The organism is Gymnodinialimonas sp. JB5-7, from assembly GCF_055693405.1.
Map to the genome: position 1 here is coordinate 2,801,666 of NZ_JBVFUX010000012.1, position 25,288 is coordinate 2,826,953.

The following is a 25,288-nucleotide window of genomic DNA, read 5'->3' on the forward strand; positions in this document are numbered from 1 at the left end:
GAGGGGCATGAAGGCAGTTATCCTTGCCGGGGGTTTGGGAACCCGGCTTAGCGAGGAAACCACCGTCCGACCAAAGCCGCTTGTCGAAGTCGGAGGTCATCCAATCCTTTGGCATATCATGAAGGTTTACGGCCATTACGGCGTGACCGAATTCACGATCTGCTGCGGGTACAAAGGATATATGATCAAGGAATACTTCGCGAACTACGCGCTGCACCGTTCCGACATCACCATTGATCTCCAAAGCGATGCCATCACCGTGCATCGCAAGAATATCGAACCGTGGAAAGTGACGCTGATTGATACCGGGGATCACACCATGACAGGCGGGCGTCTGTTGCGCCTGAAAGAGCACCTGAAAGACGAAGAGGCGTTCCATTTCACCTATGGCGACGGGGTCGCGAATATCGACGTCGGCGCGTTGGAGGCCTTTCACAAGGCCCATGGAGGGGCCGCCACCGTCACGGCCGTGCAGCCGCCAGGGCGCTTTGGATCATTGAGTTTTGCGGAAACACGGGTGACGGGCTTCAAGGAGAAACCGGACGGCGATGGGGGCTGGGTGAACGGCGGCTTCTTCGTGCTCAGCCCGCAAGTGTTCGAGCATATCGACGGCGACAGCTCGGTCTGGGAAGCGGAGCCGCTGGAGGCACTGGCGCGCGGCAATCAGCTCCACGCCTATTTCCATGATGGGTTCTGGAAGCCGATGGATACCCTGCGCGACCGGACCGAATTGCAGCGGCTGTGGGAAACCGACACCGCCCCGTGGCGCGTCTGGAGGTGATCATGCCGTTTTGGCAGGGCAAGCGGGTTTTGATCACCGGCCATACCGGCTTTAAGGGCGCATGGCTGTCCCATGTTCTGCTAAGCCTTGGTGCGGATGTGCATGGGATGGCACTGGCGCCAGAAGACGCGCTGGGCATCTATCAGCAGACCGATCTGGACGCCTTGTTGTCGAGTTCCTCACTCACCGACATTCGGGACCGCGACGCAACAACCCGACGCGTTGCCGATGTCAAACCGGACATTCTGTTTCACCTGGCCGCGCAGGCGCTTGTGCCGGACTCCTACAACGACCCGTCCACCTGCATCGAGACAAACGTCGCAGGCACTGCCCATGTCCTCGACGCAGCGCGGACCTGTGGGGCGGACCGGATCGCCGTTATCAACGTCACGTCCGACAAGTGCTATCTGAACCTGGAAAAGGGCGTGCCCTTTCGTGAGGGTGATCCACTTGGCGGGCATGACCCGTATTCCGCCTCAAAAGCCAGCGCCGACATCATCGGGTCGTCGTTCCGATCCAGTTTTGGTCGAACCTTTCAGTATGACGTCGCAAACGCCCGCGCGGGCAACGTGATCGGTGGCGGCGATTGGGCTGCCCGCAGGCTCGTGCCGGATCTTGTGCGCGCGCATATGCAAAGCGAACAGACGGTCTTGCGTCGTCCCAATGCCGTGCGGCCCTGGCAACATGTCCTGGAACCGGTCTGGGGCTATATCGCGCTGGCCGAAGAGCTTTGGCAAAACCCGTCCGATGCGGCATCGGATTGGAATTTCGGACCCGATGCAGATGATACCCGAACGGTTGAAGGGGTCGCGGGCCTTTTGCTGTCACGGCTGGGAAGTACCCAAGGCGCGCGCGTCGAGGCCGAAAGTTTCGGAGAAGCCGAACATCTCAGCCTTGATGTCTCCAAAGCGAAGGCAAAGCTGAATTGGCGCCCGGTCTGGTCCATCGAGACCGCCCTTGAGGTGACGGCCGACTGGTACGCAGAGGTTTTGCGCGGCGCAGATATGACGGCGGTCACCCAGGCGCAAATCCAGCGATACCTGTCCGCGGCGCAAGCCAAAGGCCTTCGAATTGACCCCTAACATGGCAGGTTATATCAGGCACTAACCTGTCTTGACCTGAATGGTGCCCGCTTGTCCCAGACGCTCAAAGAAATCTCGGATTGCGAGGTCTGCGGAAGCACGGACCTTGTACCTGTGCTCGACCTTGGTGCCCATGCGCTGTGCGACGATCTGGTATCGGTCAATAGCGACCGGACCTGTACGGAATACGCGATCGAGATCCTGTATTGTGAGACCTGTCGGACGGCCCATCAGCGCTTTCAGGTCCCGCCGCGCGAGCTGTTTCCGGAAAACTACCATTACCGCGCCAAGCACACGGCCGACGTTCTGAACGGCATGAAGGCGCTGGTCGAACGTGTGGCGCAGACCGGAACCGAGCTTCAGGGCCGGTGCGTTCTGGACATCGGATGCAACGACGGCAGCCTTCTTGGATTTTTCCGCGACGCCGGCGCGCGCACGTTCGGGATCGAACCGACTGGCGCTGCCAATGATGCCAAAGCCGCTGGTCACGACGTCCTGCAGGCGTATTTTTCGCCCGACAGTGCGCGCAGCTTTGTTGAAAAAAATGGCCAGCCGGACGTCATCACCTTCACGAACGTGTTTGCCCATATCGATGATCTGGGCTCGGTCATCGAGGCGTTGAATGTTCTTCTGGGGCCCGAGACCTTGCTGGTGATCGAGAACCATTACCTTGGCGCCATCGTGGCGCGCGATCAGTTCGACACCTTCTATCACGAACATCCGCGCACCTACTCGCTGGGTTCATTCGAGGTCATTGCAGATCGGTTGGGGCTGGTTCTGTCGCGCGTGGCCTTCCCCGCGCGCTACGGCGGCAATATCCAGGTGCTCATGTCCCGGGTTCTGCCGCAGTCGGACGAGACTGCCGCGGTCATCGCCCAGACCCGCGCGGAAGAGGCGACGTTCGGGCGTGCGCTGGCCGCCATGCAGGAACGGGTGCGCCATTGGAAAGCGCGCAAGTCGGCGCAGCTCGCCAAGCTAGTGGCCACACACGGCCCCCTCCGGGCCAAAGCCTTTCCGGGGCGATCTGCCATCCCGGTCAAACTGCTTGATCTGGACGTGGCGGACCTGGCCTGTGTCTATGAAAGAGACACCTCAATCAAAGTGGACCACTATGTGCCCGGCACCCGGATTCCGATCGTCGCGGACGCTGAGTTTGATGTGACAGACGCCGCTCCCATCCTTAACCTGGCATGGCACATTCGCGATGAAATCCACGCATTCATGCGGCAAAGAGGGTTCTCCGGAGAGATCGTTGACGTCATTCACCCCGACGATTTCGAACCCGGCGCGCCAGACACGCACCCGTGAAGATTGGGATCCTCGGCAGCGGCTTCGGGCTTTATGGCTACGCTCCGGTTGTCGCTGCACTGCCGGGGGTGCATTTGGTCCTCGCTGAAAAGAGCCGAGCGATTTTGCGCGCTCGCGAAGATGTCGCCCATCTGGAAGCCGAAGCACAATGGGTGCCGGACTTCGCAGCGATGCAAGCGGACTGTCAGGGTCTGATCCTGGCGGTGCCGCCGCAGGTGCAGGACGATCTTGTCCAGCAAATCGCCAAAAACACCTTGGTTGAACGGATCTTGCTGGAAAAGCCCATTGCTGCCACGCCGCTCAAGGCAAAGGCGGTCCTGAAGCACCTGGAGAACACGGGGATCCATGTGGGCTTTGGCTACAACTTCCGTCACCTGCGATGGGCACAAGAGCTTCGATCACAGATCGAAAACGCGCCTGACGGTTCGGACTTTCAGATGAGGTGGCTGTTCAACGCCCACCATTTCCAAAACGATCTCGACAATTGGAAAAGAGACCCGGACCAAGGCGGCGGCGCGCTGAGGTTTTATGGGATACACGCAATCGATCTGTTCCGATGGCTTGGGTTTGAGAAGGTCCTTGCCTCAACGCTTGCAGGAAACCCGCCTGACATTGCGGTGGAATGGCAGGCTTCGTTCGAAGACAGCCGGTCGCGGAAAGTGCACCTGCACATAGACACCCGTTCACACGAAACCCTCTTTGAAGTGGCCTCCGCGTCTCAAGACTGGCGGGTCGAGATGGCTGATCCCTATGCGCAGGAACGGCTTCCGGAACGCGGGGATCGGCGCCAAACTGTCCTTGCACATGTAGTGCGCGAGACCTTTGTTGAACCTGCCACCGCCGTGAGCGCCTACGACTATGCCACCATCGCCGCCTGGCAAGCGACTGAGGCGCTGGCCCGACAATCCGAAAAGGGCAAGGAACCGTGAAGCTATCATTGGTCATCCCCACGAAAGACCGGCTCGACACCTTGCGGCATTGTGTGGCCAGCGCGCTGGCAACCCGCAATGACCAGCTTGAGATTGTGGTTTCAGACAATCATTCAGTTGATGGCACGGCCGAGTTCCTGGCCGGGCTGTCCGATCCGCGTCTCAAGATCGTAAAGCCGCCCACACCGATGAGCATGCGTGGGCATTACGATTTCGTGCTGACCCAAACGACGGGCGACTACATTGTCTATATCGGCGATGATGATGCGATCGCCCCGTTCGGGCCGGACGCGCTGTTGGAATTGATCCGCCGCACGGGCGCCGATGCCATCGCGTGGAAGCCCATCGGGTATCTTTGGCCCGGGATGGCGGGCGAGGGGAGCTTTGCCTCCACACTCCTCAAGCCGAAGCACTTTGCGCTGCTGGCCGAACGGGTCGATGCAGACCAGGCTTTTGAGGCCTTTCTGAAGGCCCAACAGCCAAGCTACCTGAACGGCGCCAAGATCTACCACGGGGCCGTGTCGCGCGACGTGGTGAACCGGCTGACCGCGCAGTCCGGCGGAAGCTATTTCGGCGCCATGTCACCAGACGTCTACGCCGCTATCTTCGGGCTCAAATTCACCCAAAACTTCGTGCGAACAACCTGTTCGATCACGGTGAGTGGCAAATCGCGGCATTCGTCGGGTTGGGCCCTGCTGAAGGCCAAGCGGGACAAGGACGTTGCGCAAAAGTTCTTCGATGATGAACTTCAGGCGAAACAACGGGACCCGGAAAACCGCATTGACCTGTCGGTGCGCGCCACCGCGTCGCATGAATTGAATGCGCTGATGATCGGCAATGATGCGCTGTTTGGCGGCGCGCTCGACATCGACTATTCGGCCTGGGTGCAGAAGATCGCGTCTTCGTTCAGCTATTCGGATCAGGCGGAATTTGATCATTCGGTCGCCAAAATCGAAGCGATGGTGACAGCTTTGGGGGCAAGGGCACCGACCCTTCCGGCCTACAAGGCGCCTGGGCCGGCCAAACCGGCAATCGGGGCACGTAAGACAGTGCACAGCTCCGGCCATTGGGAAGTTCACTCGGAGAAGTTCCCGAACATCGATCTGTTTTGCCGCAGCCTCGATATTTCCGTAGGCGACCTGTCGCAGGGCGCGGTGGGCGCGCGATTGTCCTGGCGCAAGCGACGCCGGCTGATTTCGTCTCGAATGGCGGCGCTGTAACGGCGAGGGCTGCGTTTCACGGCCCGCCCTGCGACCGCGTGTCAGTCGCGGGCGTAGACATCCTCGTATCGAACGATGTCGTCCTCGCCGAGATAGCCGCCGGTTTGCACTTCAACCAGGCGCATGGGCAGCTTGCCGGGGTTCTCCAGCCGATGCGTGGCGCCTAGGGGCACGTAGACGGACTGGTTCTCGGACACCAAATGCACCTCGTCATTGATGGTGACCTTTGCCGTCCCCTCAACAACGATCCAATGCTCGGCCCGGTGATGGTGGCTTTGCAACGACAGCGCCGCACCCGGTTTGACGACGATCTGTTTGACCTGAAAGCGCGTGCCGATGGTCAGGCTTTCGAACCATCCCCATGGGCGGTAGTCGATGGGCAGGCGCGTGGCCTGATCTGCGCCCTTGGCAGACAGACGGGCCACGGCATCTTTCGCCTCTTGCGCCCGGTCGCGATGGGCCACCAGCACGGCGTCGGGCATGGCGACCACGACAAGGTTTTCAAGTCCTATGCCTACGACCTCCTGCCGGTCAGAGGTGCCGAACAGAAGCGTGCCCTTGCAATCGACGGCTGTGACCTGCCCGGTTGTGGCGATGCCGTCGCCATCTTTCTCGGCTTCGCGCCACACCGCGTGCCAATCGCCCATATCGCTCCACGCGCCGTCAAAAGGCACAACCACAAGACCCTCAGCCTTCTGCATCACGGCATGATCAATGGAGATATCCGGCAGCTGTTCCCAAGGCGCGGGCGAAAGGCGGCGAAAGCCCAGATCGGGCTTGGACGCGTCCATCGCCTGACGGGTCAGCTCCAGCGTGTCGGGGGCGTGGTGGGCCAATTGGGCCAGGATGGTCTGGGTGGAAAAGAAGAAGATGCCCGCATTCCACAGGTGCGTTCCGCTGGCCAGCATGGCCTTTGCGGTGTCGGCATCGGGCTTCTCCACGAAGGAGCGGAGCGGTTGCGCAGCGGCTTGCGTGTCGTTTGCCATGTCCTCGAACAGTTCCAGCCAGCCATAGCCCGTCTCGGCCCGGTCGGGGCGAATGCCAAAGGTCACGATATGGCCCGCCTCCGCGGCGGGGCGGGCGGCGGCAACGGCCTCGTGAAAGCGATCGACATCCGGGATCAGATGATCACTGGGCGCGACCAGCATCAGCGAGGGCCCGTGACGCGCCTCAATCGAAAGGGCAGCCGCACAGATAGCGGCGGCTGTGTTCTTGGCCGACGGCTCCAGCAGGATCTCGGACGGCGCGATCTCGATCGCGGCGAGTTGCTCCAAGGCGATGAAGCGGAAATCCGATCCTGTCACGATGACAGGTGCGGCAAAGTCTGCACCGTTCAGGCGGGCGGCGGATGTCTGGAACAGGGAGTGCGCGCCCGTCAGCTGGGTGAACTGCTTGGGAAAGGATTGCCGCGACACCGGCCAAAGCCGCGTGCCAGATCCGCCGCACAGAATGACCGGATGCACAGGGTGTGTCATGTTGCGCCTTCTCCCTCTGCCCCGGGCCGCCGTTGCCCCGGGATCGGACATCATGCCCATCCCGCTCGGCCCATCACCAGCTTATCCGGCCTAACCCACGTTGTCGTCACGGATTTTCGCGGTCCTGCCCGGCAATCCATGCATAGGTATGCAAAAATCCTTTGTGGAATTCAAAACTCCGCTTAAGGTTGAGGGTATCGGACTGAGAATCGCCAAACTGGGAGGTATAGCGATGCAAAGACGGACATTCCTAACAACAGTATCAGCAATGGCCATGGCGGCCGGTTTGCCCAGGCTCGCCCACGCGCAAGACCTGCCTTACGGCCTGCTTCCCGACCGCCCGTACGAGGGCACGACCCTGAACATCCTGTCGGTCGTCACCCCGCAATTCGACGGCCTGCGCCTGCGCGATGCCGAATTCACGGAACTGACCGGCATCAACGTGGAATGGACGTTTATCCCGTTCGGCTCCCTGCAGGAGCGTGTGAACGCAGAAGGCATCGCTGCCAATGGCGCTTTCGACGTGGTCAACTACCTCGACAGCTGGGGCCCGCCAAACGCGCACTGGCTGACACGCATCGACGAGCTGATGGAACGCGACGGCATCTCGATGGATCGCTATCCGCCCGCCTTCGCCCGTTCCGCGCAGTTCGAGGGCGAAACCCTCGGCTTCCCGCTCCGCGCCCATGCGCAGCTGATGTTCTACCGCAAGGACCTCATTGAGACGCCGCCCGCCACATGGGATGACGTGATCCGCATCGGGCAGGAACTGTCTGAGACAAACCCAGACATCGCGCCCCTCGCGCTCTACTACAACAACGACGGCAACCGTCAGAACCTGTTCATCTGGATCAACTTCCTCTGGGCTGCGGGCGGACAGATCTTCAACGACGACTACACCGCCGGTTGGACATCGGAAGAGGCGCTCGCCGCGACCGAGGCCTATATCGCGCTGCATACCGAACATGGCGTGACGAACCCCAACAGCCTGGCCTTTGTCGAACAAGACGCGCGCCAGTCGTTCATGCAGGGCAACTCAGCCATGATCCCCGTCTGGTGGTGGGCCTATTCCGGCTTCATCAACCCCGACAGCTCCACGCTGACCGAGGATCAGGTAGGCTTTGTCGGCATGCCGTCTTATCAGGGCACGACCGCGACCTACGCGATCTCCATGCCGTTCTCGATCTCCAGCTATTCGCAGAACCAGGAAGCGGCCTGGGAATTCCTCAAGTGGTTGTCGAACCCCGATATGGACCGTGCGAACGCAATCGAGCGGGAAGTGGGTGGCGAGACGATCATCAACAACGTGGTGACCCATGTGACCTCGCTGACCGATCCGGATGTGAACGCGGCCAATGCCGACATTCAGGCGGCGGCCTACAACAGCCTGCAGAACTCCGACATCATGCCGCAAATCCCGGAATGGCCCGAGGTTGGCGACATCTTATCGGCGGCGATTGCCGAGGCGGCCGCGGGCGGCGACGTGCGCGAGCTGATGATGGCGGCGGCCGAGCAATCGGACCGTGTGCTGCGGCGCGCCGGACGCATCCAGTAATCCTTTCTGGAGGGGTGGGGGCGTCCGCGTCCCCGCCCGCTTTTGCCCATGCGTGATCAAACCCTGAAATACCTGCTGGTTGTGCCAGCGGTCTTGGTGGTTTTTGCCACCGCCGTCTGGCCTCTGATCGAGTCCTTGCGGTTTTCGTTCTATCAGGGGCGCACCGACCGGGGCGATTTCCCGCAGAACTGGCTTGGGTTCGAGAATTACACATGGGCGTTTCTTTATGAGCCCGCGTTCTGGAACTCCGTCTGGGTGACGGGGCTCTACACCGTGGTGACGGTGGTCTTGACGACGCTGTTTGCGCTTGGCCTTGCGATGCTGCTGGCCCCGGGCGGTCGGTTGCGGTCGGGCGTGCAAACCCTGCTGATCCTGCCCTTCGCGATGAGCCCCGCGCTGATCGGCGTGTCCTTCCGCTTCATGTTCAACCCGGAATTCGGCCTGTTTGACGCGTTCTTCGGCGTCGTCTTCCCGCCATTGGCTGACGTGTCGTGGCTCGCCGACCCAGACCTCGCCTTTGCCGTGATCGTCATGGCCGATGTCTGGGGCTGGATCCCGTTCCTGACCCTTGTGCTGATCGGCGGGCTGGCAAGTGTCCCGCAAGACACGATCGAGGCCGCGCAGGTCGACGGCGCCTCCGGCTGGCGCGTCTTCAAGGATGTGACCTTGCCGCAACTCATGCCGGTTCTGGCCGTTGTCATCATCCTCAAGGCGATCTTTTCGCTCAAGACCTTCGACCAGGTTTTCATGCTGACCAACGGCGGGCCCGGCACCGCGACCCAGACGCTCAGCCATTACATCTACATCACCTCCACCCGCTACGGGCAGGTGGGCTATGCGGCTTCCGTCGCCTGGCTGATGGTGATCCCGATGATGGTGCTGACATACTTCTACGCCAAATTCGTGTTCAAGAAGGATTGAGGGCATGACCGAACAATCCACAGTCCCCACAACAGGCGCGAATTCCGAATTCTGGACCGGCAAGCGCAAGCAACGCCTCTGGCGCGCGGTTCAGACCGTGCTGATCCTGATCGCCGCCTTCATCATGCTGATCCCGATCATCTGGATCTTCCTCGCGGCCTTCAAATCCCACGTCGAAGTCTACCAGCTGCGCCTCTTCTTCACGCCGACGTTTGAGAATTTCGGTACGGTGTTCGAAGAACCCTATGATCTGGGTGCGAAGCTGTTCAACTCGACAATCGTGGCCTTTGTCACAGTTGTTTTCGCGATCCCGATTGCGACCATGGCGGCCTATTCGTTCAGCCGCTTCCGCCTGAAGTTTGAAACCACGATCCTCGTCGTCATCCTAGCCACGCAATTCGTCCCGGCGGTGGTTATCATTCTGCCCTTCTTCATCATGTTCCGAGACCTCGGTCTGCTGGACACACGCATCGGGCTGATCATGGTCAACCTCGCCATCGTCATGCCGTTTGCGATCTGGATGATCAAAGGGTTCATCGACGGCATCCCGATGGACACGGAAGAGGCCGCGATGGTCGACGGATCGTCCCGCTTGCAGGTAATCCGCAACATCGTGTTACCCATGGCCGCGCCCGGCCTCGTCACCGCGTCGATCTTCTGTTTCATCCTCGCGTGGAACGAGTTCCTGTTTGCGCTGTTCCTGACGAACCGAGAGGCCACGACACTGCCCATTGGCCTTGCCCTCTTCCGGGGGAGGAGGGGGATCTATGGAACCTGCTCTCCGCCGCCGGGATCATCATCATGCTGCCGATGTTCGTCCTCGCCTTGGCGATCCGGAAATACTTCGTTCAGGGCATGACAATGGGGGCCGTGCGATGATCATTCGATCAACAGCGCGCCTTTGGCGCGACGGGGGCCGTGCGATGAGTTCGGATCATTCGAGCGTCAGACCGTGCACTACAATTGTAGTTACAGAAAAACTACAGATTCACTACAGCTTCACTACAGCGCAAAAGGGCCTGATCCATGGCTGAAATCCGGCTCAACAACCTCACCAAACGCTGGGGTGATTTCGTCGGCGTCGACGACCAGTCGCTGCACATCAAAGATGAGGAATTCCTGGTCCTGCTCGGCCCGTCGGGCTGCGGCAAGACCACCACGATGCGGATGATCGCGGGGCTGGAAGACCCCACGGCGGGCGAGATCTGGATCGGCGACCGAATGGTCAACGATGATCTGCCCAAAGACCGCGACGTGGCCATGGTGTTTCAGAACTACGGCCTTTACCCGCACATGACGATTTTCGACAATATCGCCTATCCCCTGAAGGTCCGCGGCACGCCGAAAGCCGATATCGAGCCACGCGTGAAGAAAGCCGCGGAACAGGTTGAACTAACGGAGTTTTTGCACCGCAAGCCCAAGGCGCTGTCTGGCGGCCAGCGGCAGCGCGTGGCCCTTGCCCGCGCCATCGTGCGGACGCCCAAAGTGTTCCTGATGGATGAGCCGCTGTCGAACCTCGACGCCAAGCTGCGCGTCACAATGCGGGCAGAGCTGAAACACCTTTCCCGCGAATTGCAGATCACCACCGTCTACGTGACCCACGACCAAATCGAGGCCATGACCCTTGCCGATCGCGTCGCCGTCATGAAAAACGGGGTAATTCAACAGCTTGGCACCCCCGACGACATCTACAACGACCCCGCCAATATGTTTGTGGCGGGTTTCATTGGCTCACCTGCGATGAACCTCATCAACGGCTCCGTCCAATCCGGCATGTTCGTCACCACCGGCGGCACGCGCCTTGTCGGCATCGGCGGCCCCGACCGCGAGACGGCGATACTCGGCGTGCGCGCGGACGACATGAGCGTGCACGACGCCGGGCAAGGTGACATTGATGTCAGAATCTATGCCTTTGAGAATACGGGCGAAAGCACGCTCCTGACGGTGCAATGGGGCAAGCAGCGGGTCATCGCACGCGGCGACCGGCACCTGCGCAAGGAGCAGGGGGAAACGGTGGGCATCAAACTCGATCCGGACCACCTGTATCTGTTCGATCCCGACAGCGGCGACCGCATCCGGCTTAGGGGTAAGTGATGGCTAAGGTCCCGGCAGTGGCGAAAGCGGCAAACAGCCTTCTGGTTGTCCCGGCGGAGCTTATGCCCAAGGACCTGAGCGTTTCGCTCCACGACTACACGCGCGGCGGCACCGACCGTTTCCTGGCCGAAGGGCAGGGCGTGGGCCAAGAGATGACGGGGTTCGAGGACCAATACCTTAACATCATCGACTATATCGTCCGCATCACCCACCGGATCTGGGAAGAGAAGGATATCGGCTACATCTACGACACCTACGCCCATAACTGCCGGGTCTGGGATGATGTCGGCCTGCAATACGGACGCGACAAGATCGTCGCCGACACCACCCACACGATCAACGCTTTCCCTGATGTGAAGCTCTACGCCGATGAAATCATCTGGGCGGGCGATGCGGAGCATGGCTTCCACACCTCACACCGCACGGTGATCAAGGGCACCAACACCGGGTTCAGTCGCTGGGGTCCGCCGACGATGCGACCGGTGAACGTCTGGTGCATTGCCAATTGCGTGGCCCGTGAGAACGAGATTTTCGAGGAGCATGTTCAATACAATCTCGGCGCAACGCTCCAGCAGCTTGGCTATGATCTGAAGGCGCTGGCCGCCGCCGCACGCGCCGCTGAGGTGGAGACTGATCCGCTGTTCGCCGCCTCGGGCCGGACCCGCGTCCCGGGGCAGGGCAAGCCGCCCCATGGCGCACCTCGCGGGGATGGGCCGTTCGATGTGGCCGACTTCCTGTGCTCCATGACGCAAGACGTCTGGAACCGCCGCATGCTCTCGCGCCTGACCCGCGCCTATGCGCCCGCGCTGAACTATCAAGGCCCCACGAACCGCAGCTATCGTAGCCTCGCGCAATACCAATCCGCGCTTCTGTCGCTGCTCGCCATGTTCCCAGACCTCAGCTTTGAGCCCGAGGCGCTTTACTACATGCAGGACGGGCAGAGCACGACATGGTCGTCCCTGCGTTGGTCTGCCACTGGCACCCATGGCGGGTTTGGGCCATATGGGGCGCCAACGGGCCGGGAAGTGCGCATTTGGGGCATCACCCAGCACAAGATCGTCGGTGAGACGATCACCGAGGAATGGATGCAGTTCAACGAATTCGACCTCTTGCGCCAATTGGCGCCGGACCCGACCCCATAAGCCAAGGGCAACCTGCCCAAGCCAGACCGCAACCCACATCAGGTGGAGGACGAAATGAAAGACATGAAAGCTGCACAGATGGACGCCAACATTGTCCGCTACGGGGAGCTCAAGCCCTGCAAAACCGCCTTCATCGACGCCCACACGCCGGGCAGCGACCAGAAAGAGAATTTTACGATCATTGGCGGTGGAGTATCCGAGTCTGCCGATCAGCATGTCCACATCACGGACAAAATCGGGTTCAACATCGGGGCGGCGGGCCAGCCGCCGAAATGCCGCAACTCTCTGCACAGCCACCGCACCGCAGAGGTGTTCTTTGTCCTCAAGGGCCGCTGGCGGTTCTTCTGGGGGCGATGGGGCAATGCCGGTGAGGTGACGCTGGAGGAAGGCGATATCTTCAACATTCCCACCGGCATCTTCCGGGGGTTCGAGAATATCGGCGACGATTACGGGATGATCATGGCGATCCTGGGCGGTGACGACGCCGGGGGCGGCGTGATCTGGGCGCCGCAAGTGATCGAGGATGCGGCCGATCATGGGTTGGTCCTGTCCGAGCAAGGGAAGCTCTACGACACCAAGAAGGGCGAGGCCTTGCCCAATGGCGTAAAGCCGATGCCGGTTCTGACGGCGGAAGAGTTGCAGGCCTTCCCGGAACCTACAACGGCAGATGTCGTGCCGAACTATGTGGCGCGGTACTGGGATATGGTCGCGCTTTCTGATCGCACGCCGGCCAAGGTGATCGGCGCGACAGGTATGCTGCGCGACAGGCCGGGATTTGAGGTTGATTTCATCACCCGTGGATCAGCGTCCGAGGCAATGCACAGCCATGACCATGCGTCTGTCCTCATGCCCGTGACGGGCCATTGGCGGGTGACATGGGCAGGCAATGGTGAGTTTGAGGCGGGCGAGACAGTGCTTGCACCGGGCGATACTATGAAGGTGCCCGGCGGTTTGGCGCACTCCGCCGTGCCATCCATGACGGGCGAAGCGGCGCTTTATCATGTGGTCGGCACCGATGATCCGGCAGGAGCGACCTGGAATGGCTGAGATACCTGCCGATCTGCTGGCGCTTCTGCGCCAGGTCGACACGCCCACCGTCTGCAATGCCATCGAAGTCGCACAAGGGCAGCGCGGCTTCAACCGCTTCACGCGGGGCACGATGCAGCATTCCAAACCGGGGGATCCGCCCATCGTCGGCCGCGCTCGGACGGCAAAGATTGCGGGTCTTGCCCCGCCGCAAGAAGCGCCCGACGTGATCCGCGCCCGGCGGATGGAATACTTCCGATCCATGGCAGGCGGCGACGGTCCGACCTGTGCTGTGGTCGAGGATCTCGACTACCCCAATTGCATCGCCGGATGGTGGGGAGAGGTGCACGTCGCCGTGCACAAAGGGCTCGGTCTGGCCGGGGCAGTGACGAATGGAGTGATGCGCGATTTGGATGTGATTGATGAGGGCTTCCCCGTTCTGGCGGGATCGGTGGGTGTCAGCCATGGCTTCGTCCATGTGCGCGAGATCGGGACACCGGTGTCGATCATGGGGCTTCAGGTGGCGCAGGGCGAATTGGTTCATGCGGACCGGCACGGCGCCTTGGTCGTCCCCGAAGAGGTGATCCCGTCCCTGAAAGCGGCCATCGAGACGGTTATCGCCTCTGAGGCCATCGTGCTTGAGCCGGCCCGCGAAGACGGCTTTGACATTGAAAAGTTGGCCGAGGCCTGGGGCAAGTTCGAAGCCGCACGGACCTGACCAACAGCGGGTCATTCTATCTGATCTATTGAGCCGGAATTTCCGGGCGACTCAGCCCGGTTTTTTGGGCCGCGTACTTGCGACCAGCATGCAAGTGTTTGTCGACCTCGCCTTTTCCGGGGTGCGGCATATTGGGCCAGGCGCTCCGCTGCAAATTTGAATGGTAAAGATGTTAGCGCTGACGTCACGTCACGCGATGCGCAAGAACCCGTTGTGCGCAAAGCAAATTCCGGCGCTCGTAAAAATTTTCACAATTTACTTAACTAAAACGGCTGAGTTTTTACACGATGAAAACGAAATGCCACCGTCCCCCTCTCAGTAACCGGGATGGCGTGTGTAGCCTCTGTGCCAAAGGGCATTGCTGTCAAAGCGGCCCATTTGTCCCGATGCGCAGGAGGAAGCATTATGAAGGACACCGTCCAGATTGGATCGACCAAACCAACTCCGCATGTGGATGCCGAGGGCTATGCCAAGATGTATGCGCAGTCGATCGAAAACCCGGATGCGTTCTGGGGGGAGCAGGGCAAGCGGATCGACTGGATCAAGCCCTATACCAAGGTCAAGAACACCAGTTTCGCGCCCGGCAATATCGACATTCGCTGGTACGAGGATGGCACGCTGAACGTCAGCGCCAATTGCATCGACCGCCATCTTGAGACGCGCGGTGATCAGACCGCCATCATCTGGGAGCCGGACAGCCCCGAGGATGAGGCGCTGCACATCACCTACCGTCAGCTGCACACAGAAGTCAGCAAGATGGCGAATGTTTTAAAAGACCTCGGCGTGACGAAGGGTGATCGCGTTGTCCTCTACCTGCCGATGATCCCGGAGGCCGCCTATGCGATGCTGGCCTGCGCGCGGATTGGGGCAATCCATTCCATCGTGTTCGCGGGTTTTTCAGCCGACGCTCTGGGGGCTCGGGTGAACGCCTGTGACGCGAAGGTTGTCATCACGGCAGATGGCGCGCCACGTGGTGGCCGCGTGACCAAGCTGAAGGACAACGTCAATCAGGCGCTGCTGCATGTCGCGGCAGACGTGAAGTGCCTTGTGGTCCAGCGCACGGGCGAACAGGTCGCATGGCGCGATGGCCTGGATTTTTGGCTGCATGAGATGGCGGAAAAGGTCAGTGCTGAGTGCCCGCCGGAGGAAATGGCCGCAGAGGACCCGTTGTTCATCCTCTACACCTCCGGCTCCACCGGTCAGCCCAAGGGTGTGGTGCACACCACGGGCGGCTACATCGTCTACGCCGCCATGACCCACGAATACACGTTCGACTACCATGACGGCGACATCTTCTGGTGCACGGCGGATGTCGGTTGGGTCACGGGTCACAGCTACATCGTTTACGGCCCGCTCGCCAATGGCGGCACCACGATCATGTTCGAAGGCGTGCCGACCTATCCCGACGTCGGCCGTTTCTGGGCCGTGTGCGAAAAGCACAAAGTGAACCAGTTCTACACCGCTCCCACTGCGATCCGCGCCCTGATGGGCAAGGGCAATGAGTGGGTCGAGAAGTATGACCTGAGCGATCTGCGGGTTCTGGGATCAGTCGGGGAGCCGATCAATCCGGAGGCGTGGAACTGGTACAACGACGTTGTGGGCAAGGGAAATGCCCCATCGTTGATACCTTCTGGCAGACCGAAACCGGCGGCCACATGATGACCCCGCTGCCCTTTGCCACCAAGCTTAAGCCTGGTGCAGCACAGCAGCCGTTCTTCGGTGTGCAGCCCGAGGTGCTGGAGCCGACCTCCGGCGAGGTGGTCGAAGGCAATGGCGTAGAAGGCGTGCTTTGCATCGCTGACAGCTGGCCCGGCCAGATGCGCACGGTCTGGGGCGATCACGAGCGGTTCGAGAAGACCTACTTCTCCGACTACAAAGGCTACTATTTCTCGGGCGACGGCTGTCGGCGCGATGAAGATGGCGATTACTGGATCACGGGCCGTGTGGACGATGTGATCAACGTCTCTGGTCACCGGATGGGCACCGCGGAAGTCGAAAGCGCGCTGGTGGCCCATGCCAAGGTCGCTGAGAGCGCCGTGGTCGGTTACCCGCATGACGTCAAAGGGCAGGGCATCTACGCCTATGTCACCCTGATGCAGGGTGAAGAGCCGTCTGATGAGCTGCGGAAAGAGCTTGAGACCTGGGTGCGGTCCGAAATCGGTCCGATTGCAAAGCCCGACTTGATCCAATGGGCGCCGGGCCTGCCCAAGACCCGCTCGGGCAAGATCATGCGCCGCATCCTGCGCAAGATTGCCGAGGATGATTTCGGTGCGCTTGGCGACACATCTACGCTGGCCGAACCGGAAGTGGTCGATGACCTGATCGCCAATCGCATGAACCGGAGGGACGTGTGATGGATGGGGCCGCAACAGCCACCACCACGCCGATCCTGATCCTTCTCGGGCCTCCGGGCGCAGGGAAGGGGACGCAGGCGCGCAAGCTGGAGGAAGGTTTCGGACTGATCCAGCTGTCCACTGGCGATCTTTTGCGTGCCGCTGTCGCGGCCGGGACCGAGGCCGGTAAAGCTGCCGAGGCGGTGATGAAGGCGGGCGGGCTGGTCAGTGATGAAATCGTGCTTGCTATCCTGACCGACCGGCTGGCGCAGGACGATTGCGCCAAGGGCGTGGTGCTGGATGGCTTCCCCGTACGACGGCGCAGGCCGAGGCGCTCGATAAAATGCTTGCCGAACGTGGGCAGGGCATCAGCGCCGTCATCTCGCTGGAGGTGGACGAAGAGGCGATGGTGCGCCGCGTCGCGGGCCGCTTTACCTGCGGCAATTGCGGCGAAGGCTTCCACGAAGCGTTCAAGCCGACCGCCATCGACGGCGTTTGCGATGCCTGCGGGTCGCGCAACATGACCCGCCGGGCCGATGACAACGCGGATACGGCACGCTCCCGCCTGCAGGCCTATGCCGAGCAGACGGCACCGTTGATCACCTATTACGACGCGCGCGGCACGCTCGCCCGGGTCGATGCCATGGGTGAGATCGCGGACATCAGCACACAGATCAGCCGGATCGTCGCATCCGCCTGACGGACATACGCCGCCCCGACAGGGCGGTCACAAAATCTATTCAGAAACGACCTCACACAAATGAAAGAGGAGGACAGTCATGGTCGACAATCCAAATGAGGCTCCAGCCGCGACCGGAGATGACTCGGTCTACTGGAAAACCAATATCCGCATCATCATGGCCTGCCTTGCCATCTGGGCGCTCGTGTCCTTCGGCTTCGGCATCGTGCTGCGCCCCATGCTGTCTGGCATCGGCGTGGGCGGCACGGACCTGGGCTTCTGGTTCGCGCAGCAGGGCTCGATCTTGTGCTTCCTGGCACTGATCTTCTTCTACGCCTGGCGGATGAACAAACTCGACAAGCAATATGGCGTGGATGAGGAGTAATCAGCCATGGACCAGTTTACCCTTAACCTGCTGTTTGTAGGCGCATCTTTCGCGCTCTACATCGGCATCGCGGTCTGGGCCCGGGCGGGTTCGACCTCAGAATTCTACGCCGCCGGGCGCGGCGTTCACCCGGTCACCAACGGCATGGCCACAGCGGCAGACTGGATGTCTGCAGCCTCGTTCATCTCGATGGCGGGCTTGATCGCGTTCACCGGCTACGACAATTCCAGCTTCCTGATGGGTTGGACGGGCGGTTACGTGCTTCTGGCCCTGCTGCTTGCCCCGTACCTGCGCAAGTTCGGCAAGTTCACCGTATCTGAGTTCATCGGCGATCGGTTCTATTCCAAGACTGCGCGCATGGTTGCTGTGATCTGCCTGCTGGTGGCCTCCATCACCTACGTGATCGGTCAGATGCAGGGCGTGGGCATCGCCTTTGGCCGCTTCCTTGAGATTGACGCCTTCTGGGGTCTGCTCATCGGGGCCTGTGTGGTCTTCGCCTACGCCGTGTTTGGCGGCATGAAGGGTGTGACCTACACCCAGGTGGCGCAGTATTGCGTTCTGATCACCGCCTACACGATCCCGGCGGTCTTCATCTCGCTGCAACTGACCGGCAATCCGATCCCGGCACTGGGCCTGTTCGGCAACACGGCTGAGGGTGAGCCGCTTCTGGCCACGCTGAACCAGATCGTCACCGATCTTGGCTTCAACGAATATACCGCCGCCCATGGCTCGACCATCAACATGGTGCTCTTCACCCTGTCGCTGATGATCGGCACCGCGGGTCTGCCCCACGTCATCATGCGCTTCTTCACGGTGCCCAAAGTGTCTGACGCCCGTTGGTCGGCCGGTTGGACGTTGGTGTTCATCGCGCTGCTTTACCTTACGGCTCCTGCCGTGGGTGCCATGGCACGCCTGAATATCTCCGAGATGATGTGGCCAAACGGCACGGGCGGCGATGCTGTCAGCGTTGAGACCATCGAGAACGATCCCGACTATGCCTGGATGGGCACCTGGGCGGCCACCGGCCTTCTGGGGTGGGAAGATCGCAATGGCGACGGCATGATCCAGTACTACAACGACGCGAACCCTGATCTTCAGGACCGCGCCGATGCTGCCGGTTGGGAAGGCAATGAGCTGACCAACTTCAACCGCGACATCCTGGTGCTGGCCAACCCCGAGATTGCCAACCTTCCCGGTTGGGTGATCGGCCTTGTGGCAGCGGGCGGTCTTGCGGCGGCGCTGTCCACGGCGGCGGGTCTGTTGCTGGCGATCTCTTCGGCGGTCTCCCATGACCTTCTAAAGGGGCAGCTGACGCCGAATATGTCTGAGAAGTCCGAGCTGCTTGCAGCGCGGATCTCGATGGCAGCGGCGATTGTGGTGGCGGTCCTATTGGGTCTGAACCCGCCAGGATTTGCGGCGCAAACCGTGGCCTTGGCCTTCGGCTTGGCGGCAGCCTCGATCTTCCCGGCACTGATGATGGGCATCTTCTCCAAGCGCATCAACAACACTGGGGCGGTTGCAGGCATGTTGGCGGGCCTTGTGACGACGCTGGTCTACATCTTCCTGCACAAGGGCTGGCTGTTCATTCCGGACACCAACTCCTTCACGGATGCGGATCCGCTGCTTGGGCCGATCAAGTCGACCTCGTTCGGCGCAATCGGTGCGGCTGTGAACTTCGCGGTGGCGTACATCGTCTCCGGCATGACGAAGGAAACGCCGCAGCACATCAAGGACCTGGTGGAAAGTGTCCGCATCCTCGTGGTGCAGGTGCGGCAAGCGACCACTAAGGCCCAAGGGCATCGCCGTGACCTCTCCCACACGGCGGTGCCTATATTACGACCCGAGCCTGTCCGTCCTCCGGGGCGGGCAGGACCGTATCATCCCGGAGACGCGACATGTCCCTTTCGGCAGAACTGACGCGCTATCTCGCCTCCGTTCATCCCTACGATAGCCTGGCTGAACCCGACCTGTTGGACCTGGCAGCCGTCTGTTCGATCCAGGACATGCGGGCGGGCGAGACGATCTTCGCAACCGGCGATGTCGTTGAATTTCTGTACCTTTTGGTCGCTGGCGAAGTTGAGGTTTTTGACGAGACCGGCGCGACCCTGTCCCTACTGGGGCCCCGCAATTCGTTCGGCGAACGGGCGATCCTGCGCGGCGAGCGGGCCAGTCGGACCGCAACGATCCTGTCAGATGCTAGCATGATCTGCATCCCGGCGGATATGCTGACCCGACTGATCGCAGAGCATAAGGCAATCTCGAAATTCTTTGACCGCACGCGCCGTGCGCAGCCGCATCGGCAAGATCTGACGACAATGGCCGTAGACGCTCTGATGACCCGCGATCCGGTGGTCTGCGGTCTGGATGCGACGATCCGTGAGGCTGCGTCAAAGATGTATGCGCACCGGATATCCTCCGTCTGCATCGTGGAGGCGGAAGCCTTCAAAGGCATCGTCACCCTGCGTGACATGAATGGAAAAGTGATCGTTGAGGGCGCCGACCCAACGGCACCGGTTTCGACGATCATGTCCAAAGCGCCTTTGACACTTGGCCCGGCTGCATTGGTGACGGATGTCCTGCATCTTATGGTTGAACGCGGCATCGGCCATGTTCCCATTGTTGAAGGGGACCGCCTTGTCGGCATCGTCACGCAAACCGACCTGACCCGCGCGCAGGCGATGACGTCGGCTGATCTGGTGGGCCGTGTAGCGAATGCGCAAGACGCGGCGCAGATGGCGCGCGCCACGGCTGAGATCCCGCAGCTTCTGGTGCAACTGATCAGCGCAGGCGCGCGGCACGAGGTGGTGACGCGCCTGATCACCGACATCGCAGATACGGCGACGCGTCGTCTTTTGGCACTGGCCGAGGCCGAACTGGGCCCGCCGCCCGCTCCCTATCTCTGGCTCGCCTGCGGCAGCCAGGGGCGGCAGGAACAAACGGGCGTGTCGGATCAGGACAATTGTTTGATCCTCTCAGACGATGTGACCGAGGTGGATATGCCCTATTTCGAGGCGCTGGCGCGGTTTGTCTGCGAGGGCCTCAACACCATCGGCTATGTCTATTGCCCCGGCGAAATGATGGCCACAAACCCGCGCTGGCGGCAGAAGCTGTCGGTCTGGCGCAACTATTTCGACGGCTGGATCGCCCGGCCCAACCCAGAGGCGCAGATGCTGGCCTCCGTCATGTTCGACCTGCGGCCCATCGGGGGGGATGCCAGCCTGTTCGACGGGCTCCAGGCCGAGACCCTCAAGAAAGCATCGGCCAATTCGATTTTCGTGGCCCATATGGTGGCCAATTCTCTCAAGCATCATCCGCCGCTCGGGCTTTTGCGCGGCTTGGCGACCATACGGGCGGGCGAGCATCGCAACCAGCTTGACCTGAAGCACAATGGCGTCGTGCCGATCACCGATCTGGGCCGTATCTACGCGCTGCAAGGGCAGTTGGCGCCCGTGAACACACGCGCCCGACTTGAGGCCGCAATGGAGGGAAGTTTGGTGTCACCAAGCGGAGGGGCAGACCTATTGGAGGCCTATGACCTGATCGCCACCATGCGGCTCGAAGATCAAGTGAGCCAGATCAAGGCAGGCCTTGCGCCGGATAATTACCTTGATCCTGCGGCATTGTCTGATTTCGAACGCAGTCACCTGCGCGATGCGTTTGTCGTGGTAAAGACCATGCAATCTGCCGCCGGGTCCGGGAAGGGAGCACTCAGCTGATGTTCATCGAATTGATCGCCACCGTCTTTGCTGGCATTGCGTGCGCCGGGATCGCCATGCTGCTGAACCGGGTCACGGGGCGCCGCTTGCCGCGCTGGATCATGCCGGTCGCGGCGGGTTTGGGGATGCTGGCGATGACTGTATCCAACGAATACACCTGGTTTGACCGCACGGCTGACGAACTGCCCGACGGCATCGAGATCGCCATGACGGTGGAAAACCAAAGCTGGTTCCGCCCCTGGACGCGCCTTTACCCATATGTCGAACGCTTCGTCGCGGTTGATACCGGCACCGCCCGCACCAACGCCGCGTTCCCCGATCAGCGCCTTGCGGACCTCTACTTCTTTGGTCGTTGGTCGCCTGTGAACCAGGCCCCGATGCTGTTTGATTGCGCGGGCGCCCGGTCGGCCCTGCTGATCGACGGCGCTGAATTCGATGAAGACGGCGCAGTTGTTGACCCTGCGTGGGAGGGGATGCCCGAAGACGATCCGATCCTCGCATTGGTTTGTGAGACCTAGGATGCTCACCCTGCTGTCCTTACGCCTGCGCATCTTCCTGTTCTTTTGCCTGCTGGCACTGGGCGGGGCGGTGGTTGCAGGGGCGGCGATCTGGTTCGGTGCCAGTCGCGGTGATCCGTTTGTGACAAGCTTGCTGATATTCGTGCTGCTCAACACCGGCCTGATCCTGGGCATCTGGCTGCTGTTTGACGAAAACGTCGCCAAACCCATCCTGAACATGTCTGCGCAACTGCGCCTGCGCGCCCATTCGCAAGCGGGTAGCGGCGTCGATACGCAGGACGGGCGCTACCTGGGTGATCTGGCCCCGGCGGCTGAGGCCCTGTCGGCCCGTGCACTCGCCACGCAGGCCGAGGCGGACGCGCGATTGGCCGCTGAGACCGAGCATCTGGCGCAAGAGCGCGCGCGTCTGACCGCGATCCTAAGTGGCATTCCGATGGCCGTGATCTTGCTGAATGAAGCGGCAGAGATCGTTTTGTACGACAGTCAAGCGGCAGACGTTTTGGCGCGCGTGGCCCCACCGCGCCTTAAGGCCCGGCTCTCAGACTATTTTGAGGGTGCGGCGATTGAAACGGCGATGGAAGCCTTGCGCGACGGATCCCGGCATGTGCCGCTAAGTTTGACAGACACTACAAAGGCACATGTTTTTCATGCCCGGCTGAATGCGCAAACGGATGGCGGCTACACGCTTGTGATTGACCCGCCCGAAGGCGCGTCCCCCCGATCGCAGCGCGCCCGCTTGTCTACGATTTTGACCTGTTGACGATGGAGACGTCCCCAGACCTGGCGGGCTCGCCGCTCGATACGCTCTGTTATGTGGCGTTTGATACTGAAACGACAGGTCTGTCGGTTGAGGCGGATGAGATCATCCAAATCGGGGCCGTCCGCGTTTTGCGCGGGCGCGTGGTGGAGGGTGAGCATATCGACACGTACGTCGATCCCGGTCGATCCATTCCCCGGCTTCCACCAAAATCCACAAGATTACCGACGATGACGTGTCAGGCGCCCCGAGTATCGACCATGCGGGAGGATGCTGTCGCATTTTGCGCAGGACGCTGTGCTGGTGGCCCATAACGCGCCGTTTGACATCGGCTTGCTACGGAAGAGCGCACACAAGATGGGCGTGGACTGGGACCATCCCGTACTGGACACGGTTCTTTTGTCCGCAATCGTCTTTGGCACAAATGCGGAGCATTCGCTGGATGCCCTGTGCGCCCGCCTTGGGATCGAGATCGACGCCGAGCGCAGGCACACCGCGCTGGGCGATGCCGAGGCGACGGCCAAGGCACTGGTCTGCCTTTTGCCCCTCTTGCAGGCACAGGGCATCACCACGTTCGGGCAACTTATCCAGCAAACTCGCAGGCATGGCCGACTTTTGCAGGATCTGAATCGTTAAGAAATTGCCATGACGGCAAATTATTAACGCGGGTTTGATGGCGAATTGGCGGTCCGATAACGCGTGCATGGGATGCTCTGGTTGTCGCCGGACCCCTTTTCTTGCCCGGTGTCGACTGCCTTTGAGATCCTCGTGTTCGCCCATCTGCCAAGCCCTCCGTCAGGGGCGCGGTCGGGTGGGGAGCACAAGCTTTATTTTTGAGAACCAAAACCTTTAAGACCGGCGACCTCCTTGCGAAGTCGCCGGTCTTTTTGTGTGGGAAACGGATGCTGTCGTGAGGGATAGAGAGAGGAGCGGGTGCCCCGGTGGGGCGGGAGAGGGGACAACCGGGGCACCGCGCGCTTGTGATCGGGCTAGCCCGTCACAAGATCGCCAGCATGAGCGATATGAGCACGGTTGTTTTCAACAAACCGCAACAGATGGCCCATGGAATAGGTGCCATCAGCATCGGCACCCAACTGCGGGCAGGGCACGAAATCAGGCGCCGAACAGGGCAGGCTGTCCGGGCTCAGGTGCAGCAGCCGCATCAGGACGGTCGCCACAAGCGTTCCGCCCACAGGGCCCAATTTGCCGCCTTGGGTATTGCCCTCCTGCAGGCAGTAGAACCAAAGCGGCGTCTTGGTGATACCGCGATGCTTGAGGGTATCGGGCGCGGGCAGCTCGGCCACATGCATGCGCCGCGCAATCTGCTGGCCCGAGGCCATCTGCAGCGTGAACCGGTCGCGGATCATGTTGCGCAGGGGCAGCTTGCGCGCCTCGCCCGTCTCAACATCGAAGGTGCCGCCCATCTTGTCGATCACGGTAAAGCCGCTGCCCACGAACGGCAGGATATAGATCGCATCGGCAAGGTTCGTGCCCACTGGCCGTGCCCGCTGCGATGCGGCCGATCCCGGAACATCAAAGAACTGATCGAACTCGATATTGCGATCGCCCGGGCGATGGGTGAATTCGGCCCGTCCCAGTTGGAACAGGTCAAACAGCGGGCCTCCATTGGCCAACCTGTATTGGCTTTGAACGGTCGCATGCCCAAACCGGTATGCCGCGCCCGAGAATTCCATCGGCATGACCGGGCTGTCATCCTTAAACGGATGCGGCAGCGATCCGTGGTCGAACTTGGCCTTGACGCTGTCCAGCACGTCGGCATCGACAAAGGCGGGCAGCAGGCCGTGCAGGATCACCCACTGATAGTGCAGGCGGCAGGCGCGCCGCGCGGTCTGAAAGGCCACCTGTTCGGCGGACATCGCGGCCAGCTCGCTCGCGGGAACATGGGCCAACATCTTGCCCACAAGCTCCGTATCGCCATCAAGAACCTTGGTCATGACGATGTTGTGCAGGCACACAAACGCGCCTTGCAGCTGCGAGATGACCTGGTTCTCATCGTTGCGCGGGTCCCCGATCAGGGCCGTGCCATGCTGGTTGCGCGCCAAATCAAGCGGGTTTGCACTATTGCCGAACAGAAGGAACCCACCATGATCCGGGTGGTAGAGGTGCGGCGAGGCCTCTGGCCCCGCGCCATAGACGCAATCCAGATCCAGCGACGGCGTGCGCACATTGCGGATCGAGCCGATGGATACCAGCCGCCCGATCTCGGACGTGGCATCGAAGGTGACGTCATGGTCCACGAATTGGCCAAAGAAGGTCATCCCGGCCTCGGCTGTGCTTTCAGGCTCCGCGCCAGCAGTATGGCGCATCTCATCGGTCAGGGCGATCAACGCCTGTGTAACGGTCTCCGCGTTGAATGCGTTGCCGTGTGGGTCATTGCCGCTGACCGGATTTTCCGGCCCGATCCGCCCAAAGGTCGGCGCCAAAGGCGGCAGCGGCGCATCGGCGCAATGCTTGGACAGGGTTTCAAAGCGGCTCATGCCATGGTGTTGGGTGGTCATATGTGCCTCCACATCTGAAAGAAATTGGCAGTCAAAGGGTCTTATCTTCCAATGGCTTCAGCCTGCGCGACGCCCGTCAGGGCACCGCAAATCCTGCGCAATCGCTGCGCAAGAAAACGCGACCAGCGTG

General features: G+C 61.1%; 20 protein-coding genes and 3 pseudogenes. 21 read left to right on the forward strand and 2 right to left on the reverse strand.

Annotation, left to right across the window (positions count from 1 at the left end; genetic code table 11):
• Positions 1–7: 7 nt before the first annotated feature.
• From rfbF to ACZ1HK_RS23195, 5 genes are read left to right on the forward strand one after another with little or no spacing between them, the layout of a single operon-like run.
• Complete coding sequence (gene rfbF / locus ACZ1HK_RS23175) at positions 8–781, forward strand: glucose-1-phosphate cytidylyltransferase (protein WP_472630677.1); 774 nt, start codon at positions 8–10, stop codon at positions 779–781.
• Positions 782–783: 2 nt separating this feature from the next.
• Positions 784–1,863: a CDP-glucose 4,6-dehydratase gene (rfbG, locus tag ACZ1HK_RS23180; protein WP_472630678.1), complete on the forward strand. Its 1,080-nt coding sequence runs from the start codon at positions 784–786 to the stop codon at positions 1,861–1,863.
• A gap of 51 nt (positions 1,864–1,914) precedes the next feature.
• Positions 1,915–3,171, forward strand: coding sequence for a class I SAM-dependent methyltransferase (locus ACZ1HK_RS23185; RefSeq protein WP_472630679.1), 1,257 nt, complete (start codon positions 1,915–1,917; stop codon positions 3,169–3,171).
• Positions 3,168–4,100, forward strand: a complete 933-nt coding sequence (locus tag ACZ1HK_RS23190; protein WP_472630680.1) for a Gfo/Idh/MocA family protein — start codon at positions 3,168–3,170, stop codon at positions 4,098–4,100. The genes ACZ1HK_RS23185 and ACZ1HK_RS23190 overlap by 4 nt, the downstream gene beginning before the upstream one ends.
• Positions 4,097–5,320 carry a glycosyltransferase family 2 protein gene (locus ACZ1HK_RS23195; protein ID WP_472630681.1) on the forward strand — a complete coding sequence of 408 codons (1,224 nt, stop codon included), beginning with the start codon at positions 4,097–4,099 and terminating at the stop codon, positions 5,318–5,320. Before ACZ1HK_RS23190 ends, ACZ1HK_RS23195 begins: the two co-directional genes overlap by 4 nt.
• 41 nt (positions 5,321–5,361) lie before the next feature.
• On the opposite strand, the gene ACZ1HK_RS23200 is transcribed toward ACZ1HK_RS23195, so the two are convergent.
• Positions 5,362–6,795, reverse strand: coding sequence for a mannose-1-phosphate guanylyltransferase/mannose-6-phosphate isomerase (locus tag ACZ1HK_RS23200; protein ID WP_472630682.1), 1,434 nt, complete (start codon positions 6,793–6,795; stop codon positions 5,362–5,364).
• Between the two features lie 274 nt (positions 6,796–7,069).
• On the opposite strand from ACZ1HK_RS23200, the gene ACZ1HK_RS23205 reads away from it, so the two are divergent.
• From ACZ1HK_RS23205 to ACZ1HK_RS23280, 16 genes and pseudogenes are all read left to right on the forward strand, one after another.
• On the forward strand, positions 7,070–8,350 hold the full coding sequence (locus ACZ1HK_RS23205) for an ABC transporter substrate-binding protein (protein ID WP_472630683.1): 1,281 nt from the start codon (positions 7,070–7,072) through the stop codon (positions 8,348–8,350).
• A 48-nt stretch (positions 8,351–8,398) separates the two neighbouring features.
• Complete coding sequence (locus ACZ1HK_RS23210; protein ID WP_472630684.1) at positions 8,399–9,271, forward strand: carbohydrate ABC transporter permease; 873 nt, start codon at positions 8,399–8,401, stop codon at positions 9,269–9,271.
• Between the two features lie 4 nt (positions 9,272–9,275).
• A complete protein-coding gene (locus ACZ1HK_RS23215; RefSeq protein ID WP_472630685.1) occupies positions 9,276–10,130 on the forward strand; it encodes a carbohydrate ABC transporter permease in 855 nt (284 codons plus the stop codon).
• A 167-nt stretch (positions 10,131–10,297) separates the two neighbouring features.
• Positions 10,298–11,365: an ABC transporter ATP-binding protein gene (locus ACZ1HK_RS23220; RefSeq protein ID WP_472630686.1), complete on the forward strand. Its 1,068-nt coding sequence runs from the start codon at positions 10,298–10,300 to the stop codon at positions 11,363–11,365.
• On the forward strand, positions 11,365–12,507 hold the full coding sequence (locus tag ACZ1HK_RS23225; protein ID WP_472630687.1) for a nuclear transport factor 2 family protein: 1,143 nt from the start codon (positions 11,365–11,367) through the stop codon (positions 12,505–12,507). Before ACZ1HK_RS23220 ends, ACZ1HK_RS23225 begins: the two co-directional genes overlap by 1 nt.
• A gap of 63 nt (positions 12,508–12,570) precedes the next feature.
• Complete coding sequence (locus ACZ1HK_RS23230) at positions 12,571–13,554, forward strand: cupin domain-containing protein (RefSeq protein WP_472630922.1); 984 nt, start codon at positions 12,571–12,573, stop codon at positions 13,552–13,554.
• Positions 13,547–14,251 carry an RraA family protein gene (locus ACZ1HK_RS23235; RefSeq protein WP_472630688.1) on the forward strand — a complete coding sequence of 235 codons (705 nt, stop codon included), beginning with the start codon at positions 13,547–13,549 and terminating at the stop codon, positions 14,249–14,251. Before ACZ1HK_RS23230 ends, ACZ1HK_RS23235 begins: the two co-directional genes overlap by 8 nt.
• 405 nt (positions 14,252–14,656) lie before the next feature.
• Positions 14,657–16,605, forward strand: a pseudogene (gene acs, locus ACZ1HK_RS23240) (acetate--CoA ligase).
• Positions 16,605–17,284, forward strand: a pseudogene (locus ACZ1HK_RS23245) (adenylate kinase). The pseudogenes acs and ACZ1HK_RS23245 overlap by 1 nt, the downstream one beginning before the upstream one ends.
• A 79-nt stretch (positions 17,285–17,363) precedes the next feature.
• Positions 17,364–17,648 carry a DUF4212 domain-containing protein gene (locus ACZ1HK_RS23250; RefSeq protein ID WP_472630689.1) on the forward strand — a complete coding sequence of 95 codons (285 nt, stop codon included), beginning with the start codon at positions 17,364–17,366 and terminating at the stop codon, positions 17,646–17,648.
• Positions 17,649–17,654: 6 nt separating this feature from the next.
• Positions 17,655–19,435, forward strand: a pseudogene (locus ACZ1HK_RS23255) (sodium:solute symporter family protein).
• 108 nt (positions 19,436–19,543) lie between these two features.
• On the forward strand, positions 19,544–21,364 hold the full coding sequence (locus tag ACZ1HK_RS23260; protein ID WP_472630690.1) for a DUF294 nucleotidyltransferase-like domain-containing protein: 1,821 nt from the start codon (positions 19,544–19,546) through the stop codon (positions 21,362–21,364).
• Entirely contained in the window at positions 21,364–21,882 is a 519-nt protein-coding gene (locus ACZ1HK_RS23265) for a hypothetical protein (protein ID WP_472630691.1), read from the forward strand. Before ACZ1HK_RS23260 ends, ACZ1HK_RS23265 begins: the two co-directional genes overlap by 1 nt.
• Before the next feature lies 1 nt (position 21,883).
• Positions 21,884–22,642, forward strand: a complete 759-nt coding sequence (locus tag ACZ1HK_RS23270) for a hypothetical protein (RefSeq protein WP_472630692.1) — start codon at positions 21,884–21,886, stop codon at positions 22,640–22,642.
• Between the two features lie 2 nt (positions 22,643–22,644).
• Positions 22,645–22,953, forward strand: a complete 309-nt coding sequence (locus ACZ1HK_RS23275; protein WP_472630693.1) for a 3'-5' exonuclease — start codon at positions 22,645–22,647, stop codon at positions 22,951–22,953.
• Positions 22,910–23,275, forward strand: coding sequence for a 3'-5' exonuclease (locus ACZ1HK_RS23280; protein ID WP_472630694.1), 366 nt, complete (start codon positions 22,910–22,912; stop codon positions 23,273–23,275). The genes ACZ1HK_RS23275 and ACZ1HK_RS23280 overlap by 44 nt, the downstream gene beginning before the upstream one ends.
• Before the next feature lie 353 nt (positions 23,276–23,628).
• On the opposite strand, the gene ACZ1HK_RS23285 is transcribed toward ACZ1HK_RS23280, so the two are convergent.
• On the reverse strand, positions 23,629–25,158 hold the full coding sequence (locus tag ACZ1HK_RS23285; RefSeq protein WP_472630695.1) for a peroxidase family protein: 1,530 nt from the start codon (positions 25,156–25,158) through the stop codon (positions 23,629–23,631).
• Positions 25,159–25,288 lie beyond the last annotated feature (130 nt).

Coding starts and splice junctions, on each gene's coding strand:
- ACZ1HK_RS23215 (WP_472630685.1), top strand. CDS start 9,276: ATGACCGAACAATCCACAGTCCCCACAACAGGCGCGAATTCCGAATTC.
- ACZ1HK_RS23225 (WP_472630687.1), top strand. CDS start 11,365: ATGGCTAAGGTCCCGGCAGTGGCGAAAGCGGCAAACAGCCTTCTGGTT.
- ACZ1HK_RS23275 (WP_472630693.1), top strand. CDS start 22,645: ATGGAGACGTCCCCAGACCTGGCGGGCTCGCCGCTCGATACGCTCTGT.
- ACZ1HK_RS23235 (WP_472630688.1), top strand. CDS start 13,547: ATGGCTGAGATACCTGCCGATCTGCTGGCGCTTCTGCGCCAGGTCGAC.
- ACZ1HK_RS23250 (WP_472630689.1), top strand. CDS start 17,364: ATGGTCGACAATCCAAATGAGGCTCCAGCCGCGACCGGAGATGACTCG.
- ACZ1HK_RS23285 (WP_472630695.1), bottom strand. CDS start 25,158: ATGACCACCCAACACCATGGCATGAGCCGCTTTGAAACCCTGTCCAAG.
- ACZ1HK_RS23230 (WP_472630922.1), top strand. CDS start 12,571: ATGAAAGCTGCACAGATGGACGCCAACATTGTCCGCTACGGGGAGCTC.
- ACZ1HK_RS23205 (WP_472630683.1), top strand. CDS start 7,070: ATGGCGGCCGGTTTGCCCAGGCTCGCCCACGCGCAAGACCTGCCTTAC.
- ACZ1HK_RS23270 (WP_472630692.1), top strand. CDS start 21,884: ATGCTCACCCTGCTGTCCTTACGCCTGCGCATCTTCCTGTTCTTTTGC.
- ACZ1HK_RS23265 (WP_472630691.1), top strand. CDS start 21,364: ATGTTCATCGAATTGATCGCCACCGTCTTTGCTGGCATTGCGTGCGCC.
- ACZ1HK_RS23220 (WP_472630686.1), top strand. CDS start 10,298: ATGGCTGAAATCCGGCTCAACAACCTCACCAAACGCTGGGGTGATTTC.
- ACZ1HK_RS23200 (WP_472630682.1), bottom strand. CDS start 6,795: ATGACACACCCTGTGCATCCGGTCATTCTGTGCGGCGGATCTGGCACG.
- ACZ1HK_RS23210 (WP_472630684.1), top strand. CDS start 8,399: ATGCGTGATCAAACCCTGAAATACCTGCTGGTTGTGCCAGCGGTCTTG.
- ACZ1HK_RS23280 (WP_472630694.1), top strand. CDS start 22,910: ATGCTGTCGCATTTTGCGCAGGACGCTGTGCTGGTGGCCCATAACGCG.
- rfbG (WP_472630678.1), top strand. CDS start 784: ATGCCGTTTTGGCAGGGCAAGCGGGTTTTGATCACCGGCCATACCGGC.
- rfbF (WP_472630677.1), top strand. CDS start 8: ATGAAGGCAGTTATCCTTGCCGGGGGTTTGGGAACCCGGCTTAGCGAG.
- ACZ1HK_RS23260 (WP_472630690.1), top strand. CDS start 19,544: ATGTCCCTTTCGGCAGAACTGACGCGCTATCTCGCCTCCGTTCATCCC.